General features: G+C 71.8%; 17 protein-coding genes and 1 riboswitch. Of the genes, 8 read left to right on the plus strand and 9 right to left on the minus strand.

Annotation, left to right across the window (positions count from 1 at the left end; all coding sequences use genetic code 11):
* Positions 1-18: 18 nt before the first annotated feature.
* Positions 19-429, minus strand: a complete 411-nt coding sequence (locus ACZ7P3_RS20495) for a winged helix-turn-helix transcriptional regulator (RefSeq protein WP_472083552.1) — start codon at positions 427-429, stop codon at positions 19-21.
* A 92-nt stretch (positions 430-521) separates the two neighbouring features.
* On the opposite strand from ACZ7P3_RS20495, the gene ACZ7P3_RS20500 reads away from it, so the two are divergent.
* From ACZ7P3_RS20500 to ACZ7P3_RS20510, 3 genes are all read left to right on the plus strand, one after another.
* On the plus strand, positions 522-1,376 hold the full coding sequence (locus tag ACZ7P3_RS20500) for an SDR family oxidoreductase (protein ID WP_472083554.1): 855 nt from the start codon (positions 522-524) through the stop codon (positions 1,374-1,376).
* Between the two features lie 220 nt (positions 1,377-1,596).
* Positions 1,597-2,547 carry an EamA family transporter RarD gene (gene rarD, locus ACZ7P3_RS20505; RefSeq protein WP_472083556.1) on the plus strand — a complete coding sequence of 317 codons (951 nt, stop codon included), beginning with the start codon at positions 1,597-1,599 and terminating at the stop codon, positions 2,545-2,547.
* A gap of 39 nt (positions 2,548-2,586) precedes the next feature.
* Entirely contained in the window at positions 2,587-3,054 is a 468-nt protein-coding gene (locus tag ACZ7P3_RS20510; protein ID WP_472083558.1) for a VOC family protein, read from the plus strand.
* Positions 3,055-3,210: 156 nt separating this feature from the next.
* Here ACZ7P3_RS20510 and ACZ7P3_RS20515 read toward each other — a convergent pair whose 3' ends face one another.
* Positions 3,211-4,605, minus strand: coding sequence for a tetratricopeptide repeat protein (locus ACZ7P3_RS20515; protein WP_472083560.1), 1,395 nt, complete (start codon positions 4,603-4,605; stop codon positions 3,211-3,213).
* A gap of 196 nt (positions 4,606-4,801) precedes the next feature.
* Between ACZ7P3_RS20515 and ACZ7P3_RS20520 the strand changes: the two genes are divergently transcribed.
* Positions 4,802-5,389 carry a flavodoxin family protein gene (locus ACZ7P3_RS20520; RefSeq protein ID WP_472083562.1) on the plus strand — a complete coding sequence of 196 codons (588 nt, stop codon included), beginning with the start codon at positions 4,802-4,804 and terminating at the stop codon, positions 5,387-5,389.
* Positions 5,390-5,567: 178 nt separating this feature from the next.
* Here ACZ7P3_RS20520 and ACZ7P3_RS20525 read toward each other — a convergent pair whose 3' ends face one another.
* The 4 genes from ACZ7P3_RS20525 to ACZ7P3_RS20540 all read right to left on the minus strand — a co-directional run bounded on the left by ACZ7P3_RS20525 (position 5,568) and on the right by ACZ7P3_RS20540 (position 10,201).
* A complete protein-coding gene (locus ACZ7P3_RS20525; RefSeq protein WP_472083564.1) occupies positions 5,568-6,461 on the minus strand; it encodes an ABC transporter permease in 894 nt (297 codons plus the stop codon).
* Positions 6,448-7,494: an ABC transporter ATP-binding protein gene (locus ACZ7P3_RS20530; RefSeq protein ID WP_472083566.1), complete on the minus strand. Its 1,047-nt coding sequence runs from the start codon at positions 7,492-7,494 to the stop codon at positions 6,448-6,450. Before ACZ7P3_RS20530 ends, ACZ7P3_RS20525 begins: the two co-directional genes overlap by 14 nt.
* Positions 7,495-7,573: 79 nt before the next feature.
* Positions 7,574-8,773: a LolA family protein gene (locus tag ACZ7P3_RS20535; RefSeq protein ID WP_472083568.1), complete on the minus strand. Its 1,200-nt coding sequence runs from the start codon at positions 8,771-8,773 to the stop codon at positions 7,574-7,576.
* A 417-nt stretch (positions 8,774-9,190) separates the two neighbouring features.
* On the minus strand, positions 9,191-10,201 hold the full coding sequence (locus ACZ7P3_RS20540; protein ID WP_472083570.1) for a polyprenyl synthetase family protein: 1,011 nt from the start codon (positions 10,199-10,201) through the stop codon (positions 9,191-9,193).
* A 531-nt stretch (positions 10,202-10,732) separates the two neighbouring features.
* Positions 10,733-10,930, plus strand: a riboswitch (cyclic di-AMP (ydaO/yuaA leader).
* Positions 10,931-10,934: 4 nt separating this feature from the next.
* On the opposite strand from ACZ7P3_RS20540, the gene ACZ7P3_RS20545 reads away from it, so the two are divergent.
* On the plus strand, positions 10,935-11,423 hold the full coding sequence (locus ACZ7P3_RS20545) for a transglycosylase SLT domain-containing protein (protein WP_472083572.1): 489 nt from the start codon (positions 10,935-10,937) through the stop codon (positions 11,421-11,423).
* A 34-nt stretch (positions 11,424-11,457) separates the two neighbouring features.
* Here the strand turns inward: ACZ7P3_RS20545 and ACZ7P3_RS20550 are convergent, their stop codons facing one another.
* The 3 genes from ACZ7P3_RS20550 to ACZ7P3_RS20560 form a co-directional block, all read right to left on the minus strand.
* On the minus strand, positions 11,458-12,270 hold the full coding sequence (locus ACZ7P3_RS20550; RefSeq protein WP_472083574.1) for an HAD family hydrolase: 813 nt from the start codon (positions 12,268-12,270) through the stop codon (positions 11,458-11,460).
* Positions 12,271-12,781: 511 nt separating this feature from the next.
* Positions 12,782-13,984 carry an FAD-dependent oxidoreductase gene (locus tag ACZ7P3_RS20555; RefSeq protein ID WP_472083576.1) on the minus strand — a complete coding sequence of 401 codons (1,203 nt, stop codon included), beginning with the start codon at positions 13,982-13,984 and terminating at the stop codon, positions 12,782-12,784.
* Positions 13,985-14,029: 45 nt separating this feature from the next.
* Positions 14,030-15,277, minus strand: coding sequence for a carboxylate--amine ligase (locus tag ACZ7P3_RS20560; RefSeq protein WP_472083578.1), 1,248 nt, complete (start codon positions 15,275-15,277; stop codon positions 14,030-14,032).
* Positions 15,278-15,547: 270 nt separating this feature from the next.
* Here ACZ7P3_RS20560 and fahA point away from each other — a divergent pair, with 270 nt between their 5' ends.
* From fahA to ACZ7P3_RS20575, 3 genes are all read left to right on the plus strand, one after another.
* The gene (fahA, locus tag ACZ7P3_RS20565; protein ID WP_472083580.1) at positions 15,548-16,765 is read left to right on the plus strand and encodes a fumarylacetoacetase; all 1,218 of its coding nucleotides are present in this window, start codon (positions 15,548-15,550) and stop codon (positions 16,763-16,765) included.
* A gap of 179 nt (positions 16,766-16,944) precedes the next feature.
* Complete coding sequence (locus ACZ7P3_RS20570; RefSeq protein WP_472083582.1) at positions 16,945-17,706, plus strand: hypothetical protein; 762 nt, start codon at positions 16,945-16,947, stop codon at positions 17,704-17,706.
* On the plus strand, positions 17,703-18,083 hold the full coding sequence (locus ACZ7P3_RS20575) for a GntR family transcriptional regulator (protein ID WP_472083584.1): 381 nt from the start codon (positions 17,703-17,705) through the stop codon (positions 18,081-18,083). The genes ACZ7P3_RS20570 and ACZ7P3_RS20575 overlap by 4 nt, the downstream gene beginning before the upstream one ends.
* Positions 18,084-18,278: the final 195 nt, after the last annotated feature.

Here is an 18,278-nt window from a genome sequence, read left to right on the forward strand (position 1 = left end):
CCTCGCCACCGCGTTCGATCATGAGGCCCGGGAGCGCAGTTCCCGGGCCTCGTCGTAGACGACGCGGGCCTTCTCCACCTCGCCCATGCGCTCGTGCGTCCACTGGGCCAGGGACCGCACCTGCTCGGCGGCCTCGCGGCCGAGGCCGGTGAGCGAGTAGTCGACGCGGGGCGGGATGACCGGCTTGGCGTCCCGGTGGACCAGGCCGTCGCGCTCCAGGGTCTGAAGGGTCTGGGTGAGCATCTTCTCGCTGATGCGGCCCACCCGGTCGATGGACCTGCGCAGCTCGCTGAACCGCCGCGAGCCCTCCAGCAGCTCGATCAGCACGAGGACGCCCCAGCGACTGGTGACGTGCTCCAGGACGAGCCGGTAGGGACACAGGGCCTCGGCCTCGGCGCCGGTACGCGGCCGATATTTACTTACCGCCATGCCAGTACCTTACTTCAAAGTGGGTACTTTCACTCAGTTAGTGCAGCTCCTAGGGTGAGTGTCAAAGCCACCCCCTCAAGGAGTTCTGAAGCATGGGCATCGTCGTCACCGGAGCCACCGGACACCTCGGCCGTCACGTCATGGAGCAGTTGCTGGAGAAGGTTCCGGCGGAGCGGATCACCGCCGTCGTGCGCGACGAGGCCAAGGCCGCCGACTTCGAGGCCCGCGGAGTGCGGCTCGCCGTCGCCGACTACAACACCCCCGAGACCTTCGGCGGACTGTTCACCGCCGGTGACAAGGTCCTGCTGATCTCCGGCAACGAGTTCGACAAGGGCCGGGTGCAGCAGCACACGGTCGTCATCGAGGCCGCCAGGGCGGCGGGCGTGGCGCTGCTCGCGTACACCAGCGCCCCGGGCAGCCTCACGGCCGCGCTCGCCGACGACCACCGGGCCACCGAGGAGGTGCTGCTCGCCTCCGGCCTGCCGTACACGCTGCTGCGCAACGGCTGGTACCACGAGAACTACACCGAGAACCTGGCCCCGGTGCTGGAGCACAACGCGGTCGTCGCGGCGGCCGGTGAGGGCCGGGTCTCCTCCGCCTCCCGCGCCGACTACGCCGCCGCCGCGGTCGCCGTACTGACCGGCGAGGGCCACGAGAACAAGACGTACGAGCTGGGCGGCGACGAGGCGTGGGCGTTCGCCGAGTACGCGGCCGAGCTGAGCCGGCAGACCGGCAAGGAGATCGCCTACAACGCCGTCACCGGCGAGGTCCTGCAGGGCATCCTGGCCGGCGCCGGACTGCCCGCGCACTTCGTGGAGATCTTCGTCGGCGTGGACGCCTCCATCGGGAAGGGCGAGCTGGTCGTCTCCACCGGTGACCTCTCCCGCCTGGCGGGCCGCCCGACCACCCCGCTCGCCGAGGCGGTCACCGCCGCGCTCAAGGGCTGACGGCTTTCGCTGCGGGCACTTGAACACCCGTGATCGCGTGAGCGCCCCGTGATCGCTCAGGGGCCCGTGGTCGCCTGGGGCCAGTGGTCGCCTGGGGCCAGTGGCCGCTTGAGCGCCGCCACCCTCGGCTGTCATGACCGTATGGCGATACGGGCATGACATCCGGGGGTGTCCGACGCTACCTTCGTTCTCGCGTGCGTGGAGTGAGAGGGAGGGGCCCATGGCCGGGACATCCAGGAGTGAGCACCGGACAGGCCTGTTGAACGGCTTCGCCGCCTACGGCATGTGGGGGCTGGTCCCCCTGTTCTGGCCCTTGCTGAAGCCCGCGGGGGCCATGGAGATCCTGGCCCACCGCATGGTGTGGTCCCTCGGCTTCGTCGCGGTCGCCCTGCTCTTCGTACGGCGCTGGGCCTGGGCCGGGGAACTGCTGCGGCAGCCGCGGCGGCTGGCGCTCATCGCGGCGGCCGCGGCCGTGATCACCGTGAACTGGGGCGTCTACATCTGGGCCGTGAACTCCGGCCATGTGGTCGAGGCCTCCCTCGGGTACTTCATCAACCCGCTGGTGACCATCGCGATGGGCGTCCTGCTCCTGAAGGAACGGCTGCGGCCGGCACAGTGGGCGGCGGTCGGGGTCGGCTTCGCCGCCGTGGTCGTCCTGACCATCGGCTACGGCCGCCCGCCGTGGATCTCCCTCTGCCTCGCCCTCTCGTTCGCGACCTATGGGCTGGTGAAGAAGAAGGTCGCCCTCGGCGGCATCGAGTCACTCGCCGCCGAGACCGCGATGCAGTTCCTGCCCGCGCTCGGCTATCTGCTCTGGCTCACCGCGCGCGGCGAGGCCACGTTCGCCACCGGCAGCGCCGGGCACTCCGCCCTGCTCGCCTCGACCGGCATCGTCACCGCGCTGCCGCTGGTCTGCTTCGGCGCGGCGGCGATCCGCGTGCCGCTGTCCACGCTGGGGCTGCTCCAGTACCTGGCCCCCGTCTTCCAGTTCCTGCTCGGCATCCTCTACTTCCACGAGGCGATGCCGCCCGAGCGCTGGGCCGGCTTCGCGCTGGTCTGGCTGGCACTGGGGCTGCTCACCTGGAACGCCCTGCGCTCCGCGCGCCGGCCGCGGGCGATGGCCGCACCGCCCCGCGTCGACACGCCCAGCTCCGCTCCGGTGGACGCCTGACGGAGGCCGAGTATCAGAGGCGGGCGCTATAAGTGGGCCATGCCGACGCATACGCCTGCCCCCCTGCACTGGAAGCTCGTCATCGACGCGGCCGACCCGCACACCCAGGCCGACTTCTGGGCCGCGGCACTGCACTACGAGGCCGAGGACAACAGCGCCCTCGTGGAACGGCTGCTGGCCCTCGGCGCGCTGCCCGGCGAGGCCACCGCCGAGTACCACGGCCGCCCCGCCTTCCGTGATCTGATCGCGGTACGGCATCCCGACGATCCCCACGACCCGGAGACCGGCACCGGGCTGGGGCGACGGCTGCTGTTCCAGCGCGTCCCGGAGTCCAAGACCGTCAAGAACCGGCTCCACCTCGATCTGCACCCCGGCGACGGGCGCCGCGCGGACGAGGTGGCACGGCTGGAGGCCCTCGGGGCGCGCATCCTGCACGAGGCGAAGGAGCCCGCCGGCGCGTGGGTGGTGATGGCAGACCCCGAGGGCAACGAGTTCTGCGTGCACTAGACCCCCTGCCGAAGGGCCCTGCGCCCTGGCCGCCGAGGGGTGCCCCGACCGGTCACACACGCGCCGCCCGAGGCGTTCCACGGCCGGTCACACCTGCACCGTCGAGGCGTTCCACGGCCGGTCACACCTGTGCCGCCCGAGGCGTTCCACGGCCGACTACACCTGTGCCGCCCTGGCCGCACGGTCGGTCAGGCGGGCCATGCGGGCGCGGGCGGACTCCAGCGGCCCCGGGTCGTCGGCGGCGGGCCCCGGTTCCGCCATGAGATCCGTCCACAGGTCGATCAGGTCACGGCCGAGGCGCAGACCCTCCTCCGGGTCGCGCACGGCACGCCAGGCCGTGGCCGCGCTCTGCACGTTGCCGTAGGCCGCCTCCGCGTCCATGGCCTGGCGGCGCAGCCGGGCAAGGTCCAGGGAGAGGTGGAAGGAGCGGTCCGGCTCGCCCGCCAAGTAGGCGATATAGGCGGTCAGTTCACGCAGGTGCAGCACCTCGGGGTGGCGCGGGCCCAGCACACCGGACGCCTCGATGACCGTGCGGTCGGCGAGTTCGGCCGCGGCGGCGATACGGCCGTCCCGCACGGCCTCGTTGATCCGCGCCATCGGAGCGGTGAGCAGCGCGGCGCCCTCCGCGGTCTCGGTGACGGGCTCGTCCCCGAGCACCTCCTCGGCCACGGCGTCGAAGCCGCGGGCGGGGGTGGGCGAGGAGGACGTGGCCGGAGCGGGCTCCAGCATGGCCTCCGGGAGGAGCAGCATGGTCTCCGGGACGAGCAGGGGGGCCTCAGTGACCGGCAAGGGTGCCTCCATGACCGGCAGCGGAGCCTCCGTGACCGCCACGGGAGCCTCCGTGACCGGCAAGGGGGCGGGCTCCGGTGTACGTGCGGACGCGGGGACTCGTTCGGGTACGGCGACGGCGGCAGGGCGGGCATCCACGGCGGCCGGCCCGGCGCTGGGCTCGGCGCTCGGCCCGGCGGACGGAACGACTGCCGGCTCCGCAGCCGGCGCGGTTGCCGGCTCGGCGGCCGGCTCGGCGGCCGGCTCGGCGGCCGGCTCGGCGGCCGGCTCGGCGGCCGGCTCGGTTGCCGGCTCGGTTGCCGGCTCGGTTGCCGGCTCGGTTGCCGACGCGTAGGTCGGCGCGGGGGTCGGAGTCGAGGGCGGGCCCATGACGGGCGCCGGCCCGAACTCCCCCGTGGGCACCTGCACCGAACCCAACGGGCCCGGCCGCGCCGCCTGCGGCTGCGTCCCGCTCGGCACCGCCCGCGGAGCGACCCGCACCGGATCCCCCGCCACCCGGCTGGAGCCGTCCGCCGCGACCTCCAGGGGGACCATGCAGCCGGCCAGGTCGTCGTGGACCGTGGCGCGTATGGGGGCACCCAGGCTGATCGCCAGGCGCTGGAGGTGGTTCAGCACGGCCTGCTGGATGTCCTCGCCCGGTGCGGCGACGATCGCCGTACCGCCCACCGACGCGCTGTCCGCGCCGGACACCCGGACATGCACCGCCGCAGGGTGTGCCGCGGGCTGTTGCGCCCGCTTCTTCTCGAAGCTGAGTCGAGACATCGGTGTTCCCTCACTCCCCCGGCGCCGCGATCCGGTCGTACGCGTCCTACCAACCAGTCTGTCTGTTCCGCGCGGCTCCCGCGTCACCGCGACGTCACAGCATCGCACCAGCCGCACCCTGGAGAATGATTGTTGTGTGTGCATATAATGCACGTGCTTGCTTTCCTGGTACGCCAACGCTCACTCTGGGGGACCCATGAGCCGCCGCTTCCTCTTCGTCCTGGGCAGCGCCCGTCTGGACGGCAACACCGAACTGCTGGCCCGCGAGGCCGCCGAGCAGCTGCCCGGGGAGGTGGAGCAGGAGTGGATCCGCCTCGCCGACCACTCGCTGCCCGACTTCGTGGACCTGCGCCACGACAGCGACCACGTACGGCCCGCCCCGGACACCACCGCCGGTCTGCTGCTCGAGGCCACCCTCGCCGCGACCGACATCGTGATCGCCTCGCCGCTGTACTGGTACTCGGTGTCCGGCCTCACCAAGCGCTACCTGGACCACTGGTCGGGCTGGCTGCGCATCCCGAGCATCGGCTTCAAGGCCACCCTGGCCGGACGCACGCTGTGGGGTGTCACGGCGCTCGCGGACCGGGAGCCCTCCGTCGCCGGTCCCCTGATCGGCACGCTCAACAACTCGGCCGCCTACATGGGGATGCGCTTCGGCGGGGTCCTGCTGGGCAACGGCAGCGGGCCCGGGGACGTGCGCAGGGACACCGAGGCGCTGACCCGCGCGAAGACGTTCTTCGCGCAGGAGGCACCGCTCGCCCGCTTCCCGCACCAGGACGCGTGAGCAGGCGCCGCCGCCCTGCCGCACCGGGATGCCCGAGCCGAGCCGCCTTCCCGCGCCAGAACGCCTGAGGCACGCCCCCGCGCCCTGACGCGCACCGCGCGCCCGCTCCGTCCTGCACGCTGGTGTCCTTCGCCCCGCACGCTGGTGCCCCTCGCCCTGCACGCTGATGCCCATCGGCCTACACGCTGATGTCCTTCGTCGTGAACCGCGCCCAGGCCGCCGAGCCGAACACGGCCGCGTACAACGCCTGAAGGCCGAGGTTCTTCACCAGGTCGTCCCAGTAGACGGGGTCGCGCACCAGGTCGGCGAAGGACAGCCAGTAGTGGGAGAAGAGGTACGGCTGGAGTGCGTGCAACTGGGGTATCTGGTCCAGGATCTGGACGGTGATGAGCAGACCCACCGTGGTCGCCATCGCCGCGATACCGCTGTTGGTCAGGGTCGACACGAACAGGCCGAGGGCCGCGACGCCGATCAGCGAGGCGGCGACGACCAGGGCTATCAGCAGCGCCCGGCCGAGCCCCTCACCGAAGCTGATGCGGGTGCCGGAGATGGTCGTCAGCTCGCCCAGCGGAAAGAGCAGCGCGCCGACGATCAGCGCGGAGACGGTCACGACCAGGGTGGCCAGCACGCAGAAGGCCATGACGGTCGTGTACTTGGCGAGCAGCAGACGAGTGCGGCCGGCCGGGGCGACGAGCAGATAGCGCAGGGTGCCGCCGCCCGCCTCGCCCGCGATCGCGTCACCCGCGACGACGCCGACGGCCATCGGCAGGAAGAACGGCAGGGTCGCGGCCAGGGCCGTGAACACCAGGAACAGGCCGTTGTCGGTGACCTGCGCGATGAACGCCGGTCCGTCGCCGCCGCCCGGGCCCGCCGTCGAGCCGTCCCGTGTCTGGCTCTTCACCGCGATCCCGATCAGCACCGGCACCGCCGCCAGCACCCCCAGCAGCGCGAGCGTGCGCCAGCGGCGCACGGTGGTGACCAGCTCGCTGCGCAGCAGCCCGAAGGTCCACAGGGGACTCGGACGGCCGGGGCCCGCGGCGGCCGGTGTCCTGAGCGCCTCAGCCCGCGACATCGAATCCCTCCCCCGTCAGTGCCATGAACGCGTCCTCCAGAGAGGCCCGTTCGAGCGTGAAGCCCCGGACCCGGACACCCGCCGCGACCAGTGCCGCGTTCACCTCGGCGAGGTCCTGTGCGGGCGGCTCGCCGGACACCCGGTCGCCGTCCGCGGTGACGTCCCCGATGCCCTGCTCCTTCAGCACCCGGGCCGCCTCGCCCGGATCCGGCGTGGTCACCACCAGCCGGCCGCGCGCCCCGGCCGCCAGATCGGCCACCACGCCCTGTGTGACGAGGCGGCCCTGTGCCATCACCGCCGCGTGCGTGCACACCTGCTCGATCTCGTCGAGGAGGTGCGAGGAGAGGAAGACGGTCGTGCCGTCGGAGGCCAACTCCCTTATCAGGGCGCGGATCTCCCGCATGCCCTGCGGGTCGAGGCCGTTGGTCGGCTCGTCCAGGACGAGCAGTCTGCGCGGCTGGAGAAGTGCGGCGGCCAGGCCCAGACGCTGCTTCATGCCGAGCGAGTACGCCTTGGCCTTCTTGCCCGCGGCGGCTGCGAGGCCCACCCGTTCCAGGGCGGCGCCGACGCGGGCGCGCCGGGTGCGCGGGTCGGCGGTCGGGTCGGCGGCGTCGTAGCGCAGCAGGTTGTCCCGGCCGGAGAGGAAGCCGTACAGGGCCGGGCCCTCGATCAGGGCGCCGACCTGCGGGAGGACGGCGCGGCCGGCCCGGGGCATGGGGAGGCCCAGTACCCGGGCCGTGCCCGAGGTCGGCTCGATCAGGCCCATCAGCATGCGGATGGTGGTGGTCTTGCCGGAGCCGTTCGGGCCGAGGAAGCCGAAGACGCTGCCCGCAGGGACGGTCAGATCGAGGCCGTCGACGGCGAGTTGCCCGCCGCGGTAGCGCTTGGTGAGGCCGCGCGTGGCGATGACGTGCGCCCGCGCGTCCTGCGCGGCCTGCTCCGCCGTATCTCCCGCGTCCCGCTCCGCCGGGCCCCCCGCGTCCCGCTCCGCCGTGTCCCCCGAGTGCCGCTCCGCGGCGGACGGTTCGTGCATCGGTCCCTCGATTCGTCGTGTCCCCGGAGCGCACCGGGGTGTCCGGACCCTGTCCGGGCACCCCGCGGGCCCCGGGAGGTCACTTCCCTTCGTTCGCCGCCTTCACCAGTGCGTCCTTGGTGACCGCGCCGGCGTACACCTTGCCGTCGTCGGTGATCAGGGCGTTGACCAGTCGGGTGGAGAAGACCGTGCCCTTGCCGAACTTGCCGGACACCTGGTCGCCGAGCGAGCCGAGGAAGCCGCCGAAGGCGCCGCCCTCGGAGCCGGACGGCAGGCCGCCCTTGGCGCCGGTGCCGAAGGTGGCGATGGACGTCCAGCCCTTGCCGAGCACGGTGGCACCGTCCAGGCCCCTGGCGAGGTCCTCGCCGGACTTCGGGGCGTGCTCCGGCGCCTTGGACCCCGGCTTCTCCTCGGTGACCTTCGCGCCCTTGGGCGGGGTGAAGTCGAAGGTGGAGGCGGCCGGCTCGGCGAAGGAGACCTGCGTGAAGCCCGCGTCGAGCACGGCGGCGCCGCCGCTCTTCGGCGTCAGCGTGAACTTCAGCGGCTGCCCCGTCTTCGCGTCCACGGCGATGCTGATCGCGCCGACCGTGGTGCCGGACTGCTTGGGCTTGATCAGCAGCTTGTAGGCGTCGCGTCCGGCGACCTGGGCGGTGCCGTCGACGGTCACGGACGTGGTGTCGTCGACCGACTTCAGGGCCTCGTCGGCGAAGTCCTTGGGCGTGGCCGGCCGCTCGGCCCGGTGCTCCTTGCCGGAGGCGGCTTCGGTGCCGTGGTAGACCTCGTTGCTCTTGCTGTCGTAGCCCCACACGTCCTTGCCGCTGTGGATGAGGCTGTACTCGGCGCCGCTCTCCAGCAGCGACAGCTTCTGCCGGTCCGGGCCGTCGACGGCCACGCGCAGGGTGTGCGTGCCGGATACCAGCTCGGTGAGCTTGGACTTCGGGTCCGCGGAGGAGCCGTCACCGCCGCCCTGGGCAGCCCCCGAGGCCAGGCTGCTCTCCAGGCCGCCGAGGTCCGGCAGGCCGAGGTCGGTGCTGACCTTCACCGTGCCGGACAGCTGCTGCACGTCCGACTTGGCGATCTTCTCGATGAGCTGCTGGGCGGTGATCCTGGGCAGGTCGGGGTCACCGGAGTCGGCAAGCGCCGGGACCAGCCCGATCGTGGCCGCCGCCACCCCCACCACCGCGACCGGGACCACGTACCGGGCGGCCTTGCGGCGGCCCGAGCGCAGGTCCTCGTCCGGCGTGGCGCCCGCTGCGTCGTCGGATTCGTACGGTGCCATCTGTGCCTTACCTCCGTCGTCGGCGGCGGCTGTCCTCACTCTGGTCCACCTGAGCCGCCATTCTCACCCGAATCGGTGAGGAGTGGTGATTTCCGTGGTTTCCATCTGACCAAATCGGCCGCGCGGAAGCGTCAGACCTCGGAGGCAACTCCGTGTACGCCTGCGGTATGACAAGCGAGGGCGGCACCTCCCCCGACCCGTAGGGGTCCGGTGGGAGACACCGCCCTCGCACTCACCGCGGGCAGCCCCCGCGATCCCGTCTTGATCCGCCCGACCGGCCTTGCCCGATGCACGCAACCGGCCTGGCCCGATCCAACCGACCGGCCTCGCCCGATGCGCCCGACCGGCCTCGCCCGATGCGCCCGACCGGCCTGACCTGTTCCGACCGACGAGCCTGGCCCGTTCCGTTCGACAGGCCTAGCCGGCCCGGTGCACCACCGCGTCGCACAGCTCGATCAGCGCCGCCTTGGAGTCGCACTCCGGCAGCGGGGCCAGCACGGACCGCGCCTCCTCCGCGTACCGGACGGTGTCCCGGCGGGCCTGCTCCAGCGCGGGGTGCGCCCGCAGGGCGGTGAGCGCCTCGGCGAGCCGGGCGTCGTCGCTGAGGTCGGAGTCCAGCAGCTCGCACAGGGCGAGGTCCTCGGGCAGGCCGAGGCGTGCGGCGCGCTCGCGCAGCCGGAGCACGGGCAGCGTCGGGATGCCCTCGCGCAGGTCGGTTCCCGGGGTCTTGCCGGACTCGCGCGAGTCGGAGGCGATGTCCAGGACGTCGTCGGCGAGCTGGAAGGCGACCCCGAGCCGCTCGCCGTACTGGGTGAGCACGTCGACGACCGTCTCGTCGGCGCCGGACATCATCGCGCCGAACCGGCAGGAGACCGCCACCAGCGATCCCGTCTTGCCGCCGAGCACGTCCAGATAGTGCTCGACCGGGTCGCGGCCGTCCGAGGGACCCGCGGTCTCCAGGATCTGCCCGGTGACCAGCCGCTCGAACGCGAGGGCCTGCACCCGGACCGCCTCGGGGCCGAGGTCGGCGAGGATCTGGGAGGCACGGGCGAAGAGGAAGTCGCCGGTCAGGACCGCGACGGAGTTGCCCCAGCGCGTGTTGGCGCTGTCCACACCGCGCCGCACGGCCGCCTCGTCCATGACGTCGTCGTGGTACAGCGTGGCCAGATGGGTCAGCTCCACGACGACGGCAGACGGTACGACGCCCGGCGCGTACGGATCGCCGAACTGTGCCGCGAGCATCACGAGCAGCGGCCGGAACCGCTTCCCACCGGCCCGTACGAGGTGCTGCGCGGCCCCCGTGATGAACGGGACCTCGCTCTTGGTGGCTTCGAGCAAGCCTTCCTCGACAGCCGCCAATCCGGCCTGGACATCGGCTTCCAGAGCCTGGTCCCGCACGCTCAGCCCGAACGGCCCGACGACGGTCACGAGGGGTCTCCTGTCTGCTGGTGTCTGCTGGCGGTTACACGGTTTGTCGATAGGTCGCTGCCATCACTCAAGTCAGCGTATCCGGTCCTGTTTCGATCACCGATAGCGCCCACCGGTCCAGCCCGGGCGGTATCGGATCACGGCCGGTATGTTCTTGATCATCTGATAACGACAGACATGCATTGACTTAACAGGAACTCGTCCGATTTGTCGCGAACCGGGCCGTGAGCAAATTACTCCTTCCGTGTCACAGTCAGCTAATCCCTCTAATCCCTCATGTCCTATTTGATGCAGTTTGCTATTTCGTGAGTTGGGTCACGCGGGCCGACATATCCAGCCACCCGGCACCACCACCGTTCCCCCTTGCGGCACCGGCCAGTTGAGCGTTGGCAACAGCAAAGGATCAAGTACCCCATACGGGACAGACCAAGGTCAACTGGCACGTTGTGTGAATCCACTACTTGTTCCGGACATGTGCTCTCGCATAGCTTCCGGGCCTGTCAGGCGAACGCCGAATCCTGCCGCGTCTGACACCACCCATCGACGAACTCATTCGTACGGCAGGAGCGGGGGACCCAGGTAAGCCGCTGGACCGGGCGGCACATGTTGCAGACGCACATGTCGTCACCGGAACGGCTAGGGGTGAAGCCAGGCCTCCCCGGAGGTCCGGCCGGGCAACTCCCCGCGCCCGAACCCGACAGCTCACCTCGTAGGCGACGGAGAGGACATCGCCATGCCTGCTGCCGCTCAGCACCTCCGCATTCGCACCAACCGCCTCATCCGCACGCTCACCGTCGCCGGCACCGGCGCCGCGGTCCTCGCCCTGCCGCTCATCGGCGCGGCCGACGCCTCCGCAGCCACCCCCACGGCCACCACGCCGTCCACCACGCTCGCCGGGTACCCGAACAACCTCGACGGCTGGATCCACGAGTCGCTCGCGATCATGGCCGAGAAGAAGATCCCGGGCACCTACAACGGCATCCACCGCAACATCATCCGCGAGTCCTCGGGCAACCCGAACGCCATCAACCTCTGGGACTCCAACGCCGCCAAGGGCATCCCGTCCAAGGGCCTGCTCCAGGTCATCGACCCGACGTTCAACACCTACCACGTGGCCGGAACGTCCTTCGACATCTACGACCCGGTCGCGAACATCACCGCCGCCTGCAACTACGCGGCCGCGCGCTACGGGTCGATCGACAACGTCAACGGCGCCTACTGACGAGCGTCCGCGGCGGGCCCTACTGATATCCCGGTCAGTCGGTCGGGAACAGTCTTTCGAGGACGACGGCAATGCCGTCGTCCTCGTTCGACAGGGTGACCTCGTCGGCGACCGCCTTGAGTTCCGGGTGGGCATTGGCCATGGCGACACCGTGCGCGGCCCAGTCGAACATGGGGATGTCATTGGGCATGTCGCCGAAGGCCAGGGCCCGGCCGGCGGCGATCCCCAGGTGGTCGGCCGCCAGCGCCAGCCCCGTCGCCTTGGTGACACCGCACGGCTGGAGTTCCACGGTCCCCGGCCCCGACATCGTGACCGTCGCCAGCGAGCCCACCACCGAGCGCGCGATCGTCGCCAACTCGTCGTCGGACAGGGCGTGATGGCGCAGCAGCACCTTGCTGATGGGCTCGCACCACAGGTCGTCGCGCCGGCCGACCCGCACGGCGGGCAGGGTCGGGTGCGGCATCAGATACCCCGGCTCGATCAGCGTGAGGCCGTCCACCCCGTCCTGGTCGACGGCCGCGTAGACCTGCCCCACCTCGGCCTCGATCTTGCCGAGCGCGGTCTCGGCGAGCTCCCGGTCGAGGCGCACCGACCACAGCAGACGACCGGCTCCGGCGTCGTAGACCTGCGCGCCCTGCCCGCAGACCGCGAGCCCCGTGCACCCGAGGCCGTCCAGCAGGGGCCGCACCCGGGGGGCCGGGCGGCCCGTCACCACCAGATGCCGGGCGCCGGCCCCTGCCGCCCTCGTGAGCGCGGCGAGCGACCGGTCCGAGACGGTGTCGTCACCACGCAGCAGTGTCCCGTCCAGGTCAGTGGCGATCAGTGCGTATGCGGGGGGTGCAGCCATGATCAGAGAATACGGACAGCGCACCCCGCCGACTCACCCTGTTGTCCGCCGACTTGTGCGCTTCTCACCCCCAAGTGGTGCCTGCGGGCTCCCTGATGGCGGTGTTGATACGGTCGGGCCTGGCGGTGAGCGGGATGGTGAGCATCCGCGCGGAGAGCTGCTTCTCGCCTCGCCGAAGCAACCGGCCGCTTCAGCCCACAGGGCGTGCGGCACCGCACCTCGGAGCGGTCGGCGCGCCGCGTGACCCGCTCGGTCGGCTGCGGCGCCGCCCGCGCGGCCCCGGAGAACCGGGGCGCCTCGGGCCGGGCGCAGACGGCCGCGATCCGCTCCTCGCTCGCACCGGCCCCGCGCGGGCCGACCGCGCGGCGTGCACACAGGCGCTGCAGCCGTTGGTCTTCCCCGGCCGGCGGGGACCGGGGATCCACGTCCTCCCCCGTCCACGCCCTCCTCTTCCGCATCCGGCGCCTGGACGACGACCGTCACCCGTTCGGTGATGTGCTGCCCGCCGGTCTCAGCGGTGCGCCGCCGCCAGGTGCTGGGCCAGGCGCGGCGAGGCGAACTCCGTGCCGCAGACGAAGCGCATCACCGGGCCGTAGGAGGACGCCGCCGGAAGGCCGGTGAAGTACAGACCGGGGACCGAGGAGACATAGCCGGCGCCGAGCCTGGGGGCGCCCCTGCTCACCGCGAGGCGGGTGCGCAGTTCGTGGCCGAGGAAGTCCATCGCGGCGATGTTCACCCGGTAGCCGGTGGCCGCGATGACGTGGTCGGCGGGCAGCTGCTCGACGGGTCCGCCGTGCGTGCGGACGGTGAGGACCGGGGTGCCGTCCTGGGCCTCGGCGCCCAGCACCCGCTCGACCTCCTGGACCTGGACCTTGTCCTCGAAGCGGTCGCGCAGCCACCAGGCGCCGAGCGGGCCGAGGACCCGGCGGACCAGGTAGTGGCGGGTCCGGGCGGGCAGGAAGCGGTACGGCTGCGGGTAGTAGCTGAGCGCCCACAGGGACCAGGCACGGCCGAAGGGGGACTCGGGGCGCAGCTTCGGCTGGTCCCAGGGCGGGGCCCCGAAAGCGACCCGGCCGCGGCCGCGCGAGACCACGCGCACCTGGGCTCCGGCCTCGGCGGCGAGCGCCGCCGTCTCCAGTGCGGACTGGCCGGCGCCGACGACGATCAGCTCCTTGCCGGCGAAGCGGGTGAGGTCGTGGTGCTGGGAGCTGTGGGAGACCGGCCCGGTGGGTGCGGGTCCGTCGGCCGCCGCTCCCGCCAGCTCCGCCGGGAAGTGGGCGAATCCCGACAGGCCGGTGGCGACCACGACCGCGCGGGCGGTGAACAACTCTCCCGAGTCCAGCTTGAGTTCGAACCCGCCGCTCTTGTCCCGGTCGACGGAGACGACGCGGACCCGCTCCAGTTCGGGCAGCAGCTTCTGCTGGAACCACTCGCCGTAGGCGACGAAGGTCTCCGCCGGGATGATGTCCTCGTCGGTGACCAGCCGGCGGATGCCGGCCGCGTCGCAGTAGTCGGCGAGGGTGTGTCCGGGCTGCGGGCAGTCGAGGTTGGAGGCGGCGGGGGTCGACTTGAGGAGCATGCCCGCGGGCATGTGCTCGCGCCAGCTGACCATGGGGTCGCCGAAGACGCGGACGGGGATGCCGCGCGCCCGCAGATGGGCGGCGGTGGACAGGCCGTACGGCCCGGCCCCGATGACTGCAACCGGTCGAATCACGAAGTCCCTCCCCAGAGACACGGTGCGCCACAGTGGTGGCCTTGCCTACTTCGTGGCGGTGGTGGTGCTGCCTCGGCGGTTGGTCCGCCACAGCTGATAGAGGTGCTTCGCGCCCGGGCGCACGAAGCGGGCGAGCATCGTGAGGAACGGCAGCGGGTCGTCCCCCGCGAGCCAGGCCAGCTCCGTCCCGCTCGGCCTCGCCGGCGCGTGCGGCGTCGTATAGCCGCTGCGGCGGTAGGCGAGGAGGGCGGGCAGGTCGATGTTCTCCACGATGTAGCGGTGGCCGGCGCGCTGCTCCCCCTCCGGAACGGGCCGGCCGGTCAGGTTCAGGTGCATGGCGCGGACGACGTCCACTCCCGACTCGTTCTCGAAGAGCCGGAACTGGGCGCCCATGCGCGGGTTGAAATCGAGGAGCTTGTACTGTCCGTCGCGCCGGTCGAAGCGCAGGTCGAGGTCGATGATGCCGCTGAAGCCGATCTGTTTGATGAAACGCGCGGCGAGGTCGGCGAGTTCCGGGTTGTCGACGACGTACGCGTTCGCCGTCATACCCGCGTGCGGCGGCCAGGAGCGGACCTTGACGCCGGTGAAGAGGGCCAGCGGGCTGGAGTCGGCGTCGAAGCAGGCGTGCACGATCCAGTCCTCGGCCTCCTCCCTCGGCAGGTACTCCTGGAGGATCACGCCGGGCTGTTCGCCCCAGTCGCGGGCGAGGGTGAGCAGGCCCTCACGGGTGGCGATCCTCGTGGTGCCGTTGACGGCGGGCCGTCTGCGCCGCACGAACGCCTCCCGGTTCTTGGCCACCACCGGGAAGCGGGCCGCGTCGGCGAAGGCGGCGATCTCGTCGTACGACTCGGGGAACGCGGCCGAGGGGCTCGCGATGCCGTGTTCCACGCACAGCTCGTGCAGGCCCTGCTTGCTGGCCAGCCGGCGGGGCAGTGCGGGGTCGACACGCGGGAAGAGAAAGGGACCGGCCAGATCGTCCTGGTGCTCGGCGATCAGGACGGCCGCCTCCTCGTCCGTCGGGATCAGAACGGTCGGACGGCCGATCCGGCGGCCGATGCGCAGCAGGCCCTCGACCAGGTGGTCCGGCTCCTCGGCACCGGTCGTCGGCCAGACGAACGCCCGTCTGAGATAGCGGGAGGAGGCCGCGGGAGTGTAAGGATCCTCGGTGATCGCATACATGGGAACGCCGAGGCGGCCCAGGCTGCGGATCGCGCCGACACCGCCGTGGTGCAGCGGATAGTCGCCGAATTTGACGATCAGCCCCGGCACGTCACGGTCCGCCTCGAAAGGCACACTGACGGCGTTTCCGGCCACGGGTCCCCCCACGTGTCCCCCCTACGGACCGGACCCACCCCGTCCGTGTCCCCCAAAGGACGCTAAGCCGGAATTGCCGCCTCCGACAAGACCTATTCGGACATTGCGAACTCTTTAGACACTGTTCGGGCAACCTTCCGTACACCCCTTGCGGCACTGCCCAAGACGCGCGCCTCGGCCGTAACGTGTGGCGCGAGCACACGGAACGCATCGCCATGCATGGCCCGGATGAGAGCGAGGCAGCACCCCATGCCCCCCTTCGACGTCCCCGAGGGCGACCCCTTCGGCCCGCACAACCTCCCCTATGGCGTGTTCTCGCCTTCCGGCAGCACGGAGCGGAGGGTCGGCGTCCGGCTCGGTGACCACGTCCTCGACGCGGGCGCCGCGGCCGCCGCGCTCGGCTCGCCGTACGTCTCCCTCCTCGCACGGCCCAGCCTCGACCCCCTGCTGGCCGCCGGGCGCACGGCCTGGTCGGACGTGCGGCGCGCACTGACGGCCTGGGTGACGGTGCCCTCACACCGTTCGACCATCGAACCGCTGTTCCACCCCCTCTCGTCGGTGACCCTCCACCTGCCCTTCGAGGTCGCGGACTACGTCGACTTCTACGCTTCCGAGAACCACGCCCGCAACGTCGGCCAGATCTTCCGCCCCGACGCCGAGGACTCGCTGACCCCCAACTGGAAACACCTGCCGATCGGTTACCACGGCCGTTCCGGCACGGTGCTGGTCTCGGGCACGGATGTCGTACGGCCGTCCGGGCAGCGCAAGGGACCCGGCGACCCCGCGCCCGTGTTCGGGCCGTCCGTCCGCCTCGACATCGAGGCCGAGGTCGGCTTCGTGGTCGGCGCGCCCTCCGAGCGGGGCACGCCGGTGGCGCTGGGCGACTTCCGGGAGCACGTCTTCGGACTGTGCCTGCTCAACGACTGGTCGGCACGGGACATCCAGGCCTGGGAGTACGTCCCCCTCGGCCCGTTCCTCGGCAAGTCCTTCGCCACCTCGGTGTCGGCGTGGATCACCCCGCTGGAGGCGCTGGAGCACGCGCGCGTGGCGCCCCCGGAGCGCACGCACCCGCTGCTGCCGTACCTGGACGACGCACCGGCGGAGATCGAGCCCGGCGGCTACGACCTGCACATCTCCGTCGCGATCAACGGCCATACGGTGTCCGAGCCGCCGTTCTCCACCATGTACTGGACCGCCGCCCAGCAGCTGGCCCACATGACGGTGAACGGGGCTTCGCTGCGCACCGGCGACCTGTACGGCTCGGGCACGGTCAGCGGCCCGGCGGAGAACCAGCGCGGCTCGCTGCTGGAGCTGACCTGGAACGGCCGGGACCCCCTCGACCTCCCGGAAGGCAAGCGGGCGTTCCTGGAGGACGGGGACGTCGTGACACTGTCGGCGTGGGCGCCGGGGGCGGACGGGGGCCGGGTCGGACTGGGAGAGGTCACCGGGCGCGTCGTGTCGAGCTGAGCCGCGGGTTGTAGCAACTGTTTGACACAAGCCTGCCGTTGACGCATCTTGTACTCACCACTTGATACAAGCTGGTGAGTACAAGATGTCTGCTTTCACGGGGGTTTGTCATGGCCGGGAACGATCTGGGCGGAACCGATCTGGGTAGGACAGATCTGGGCAGGTCAAGGACAGATCTGGTGAGGGCCACTCCGGCATCCCGCGCACCCGTCGACCGCTACGCCCGCTGGACGGGCCTGATCGCCGGCACGCTCGCCGCGCGCTGGCTGGGGCCGCTCGACCACGGCGACGGGATCCTGTACGCCGTCCCCGCCTTCGGATTGTGCGCGGTGTCCGGCGTCCTGGCCGGCGACGCGCTGACCTCGCCGGCCCGGGGCACCGTCCGCACGGCCGGGCTCGCCCCGCGCCGGGTGCGCGACTACGTGCCGCCCCGCCTCACCTGGTTCCTCGTCGCCCTGGCCGGCGCACTGGTGGTGGTGCTGGCGGCGGCGGGCGCGACGGCTTCGCCGGACGACCTGGGCCGGGCCGGCCGCGACCTCGCGCTGACCTGCCGGGGCCAGTCCGAGTCCTACGGCCCCTGGCCCGGCTTCCACTACGGCCTGCCGATGCTGGCCTCGCTCGCTGTCGCGACCGCCGCGTGCGGCTGGTCCCTGCGGCGCATCGCCACCCGGCCGGGCGACGAGCAGTCCCGCCGCGACCGGGCCCTGGCCGTCGTCGCAGTCTGGGGCCTGGTGGTGTCCACCTTGCTGCTGGGCGCGGCCTCCACGGCGTCCGGCGCGCTGATGAGCACGGCCTGCGACGGCACCGTGGGCACCGTGGCCAACGCGGTGCTGTGGCCGCTGATGGGGATCTCCCTGGTGACCGTGGCGTGGGCGCTGGTCACCGTGTGCTCGCCGCGGGCGTCCTGGCGGCGCCGGTCCGCCACCGGCGGCCGCCGGTGAGCGGCACCGCCGTACGGGTCGACACGACGAGCCCCGTCCCGCCGTACGAACAGATCCGCGCCCAGCTCGCCGCCCTGATCACCACCGGCCGCCTGCCGGAGGGCGAACGACTGCCGACGGTACGGCAGCTGGCGGCCGACCTGGGCCTGGCGGCGGGGACGGTGGCCCGCGCCTATCGCGAACTGGAGGCGGCGTCCCTGATCCGGACCCGGCGGGGGGCGGGCACGCGGGTGGCTCCGCTCCCCCCGGGGGCCCGCAGCCCCGGAACAGCGGAACTCGACGAAGTGACCAGGGATTTCGTGGCGTGGGCACGAGCGCTGGGATTCGGTGAGGAAGACGTGGTGGAGGCGGTGCGGCGGGCGTTGCGGGACAGGTAGGTGCGGGACGGGCCGGTACCGGGGCAGGTGGGCGCGGGCCAGGCTGATGCCGGGGCAAGTGGGCGCGGGACAGGTAGGTGTGGGGCAGGTAGGGAAGCGGCGGGGGGAGAGGGACGACGGCCGGGGTCCGCGCGGAGTGGGGTCGGACGCGTAGAAGGCGGCCCGAAGGCACAGTAAGGCCGTCCAAAGGCGCAG

It is taken from the genome of Streptomyces sp. NPDC107581 (genome assembly GCF_055657175.1).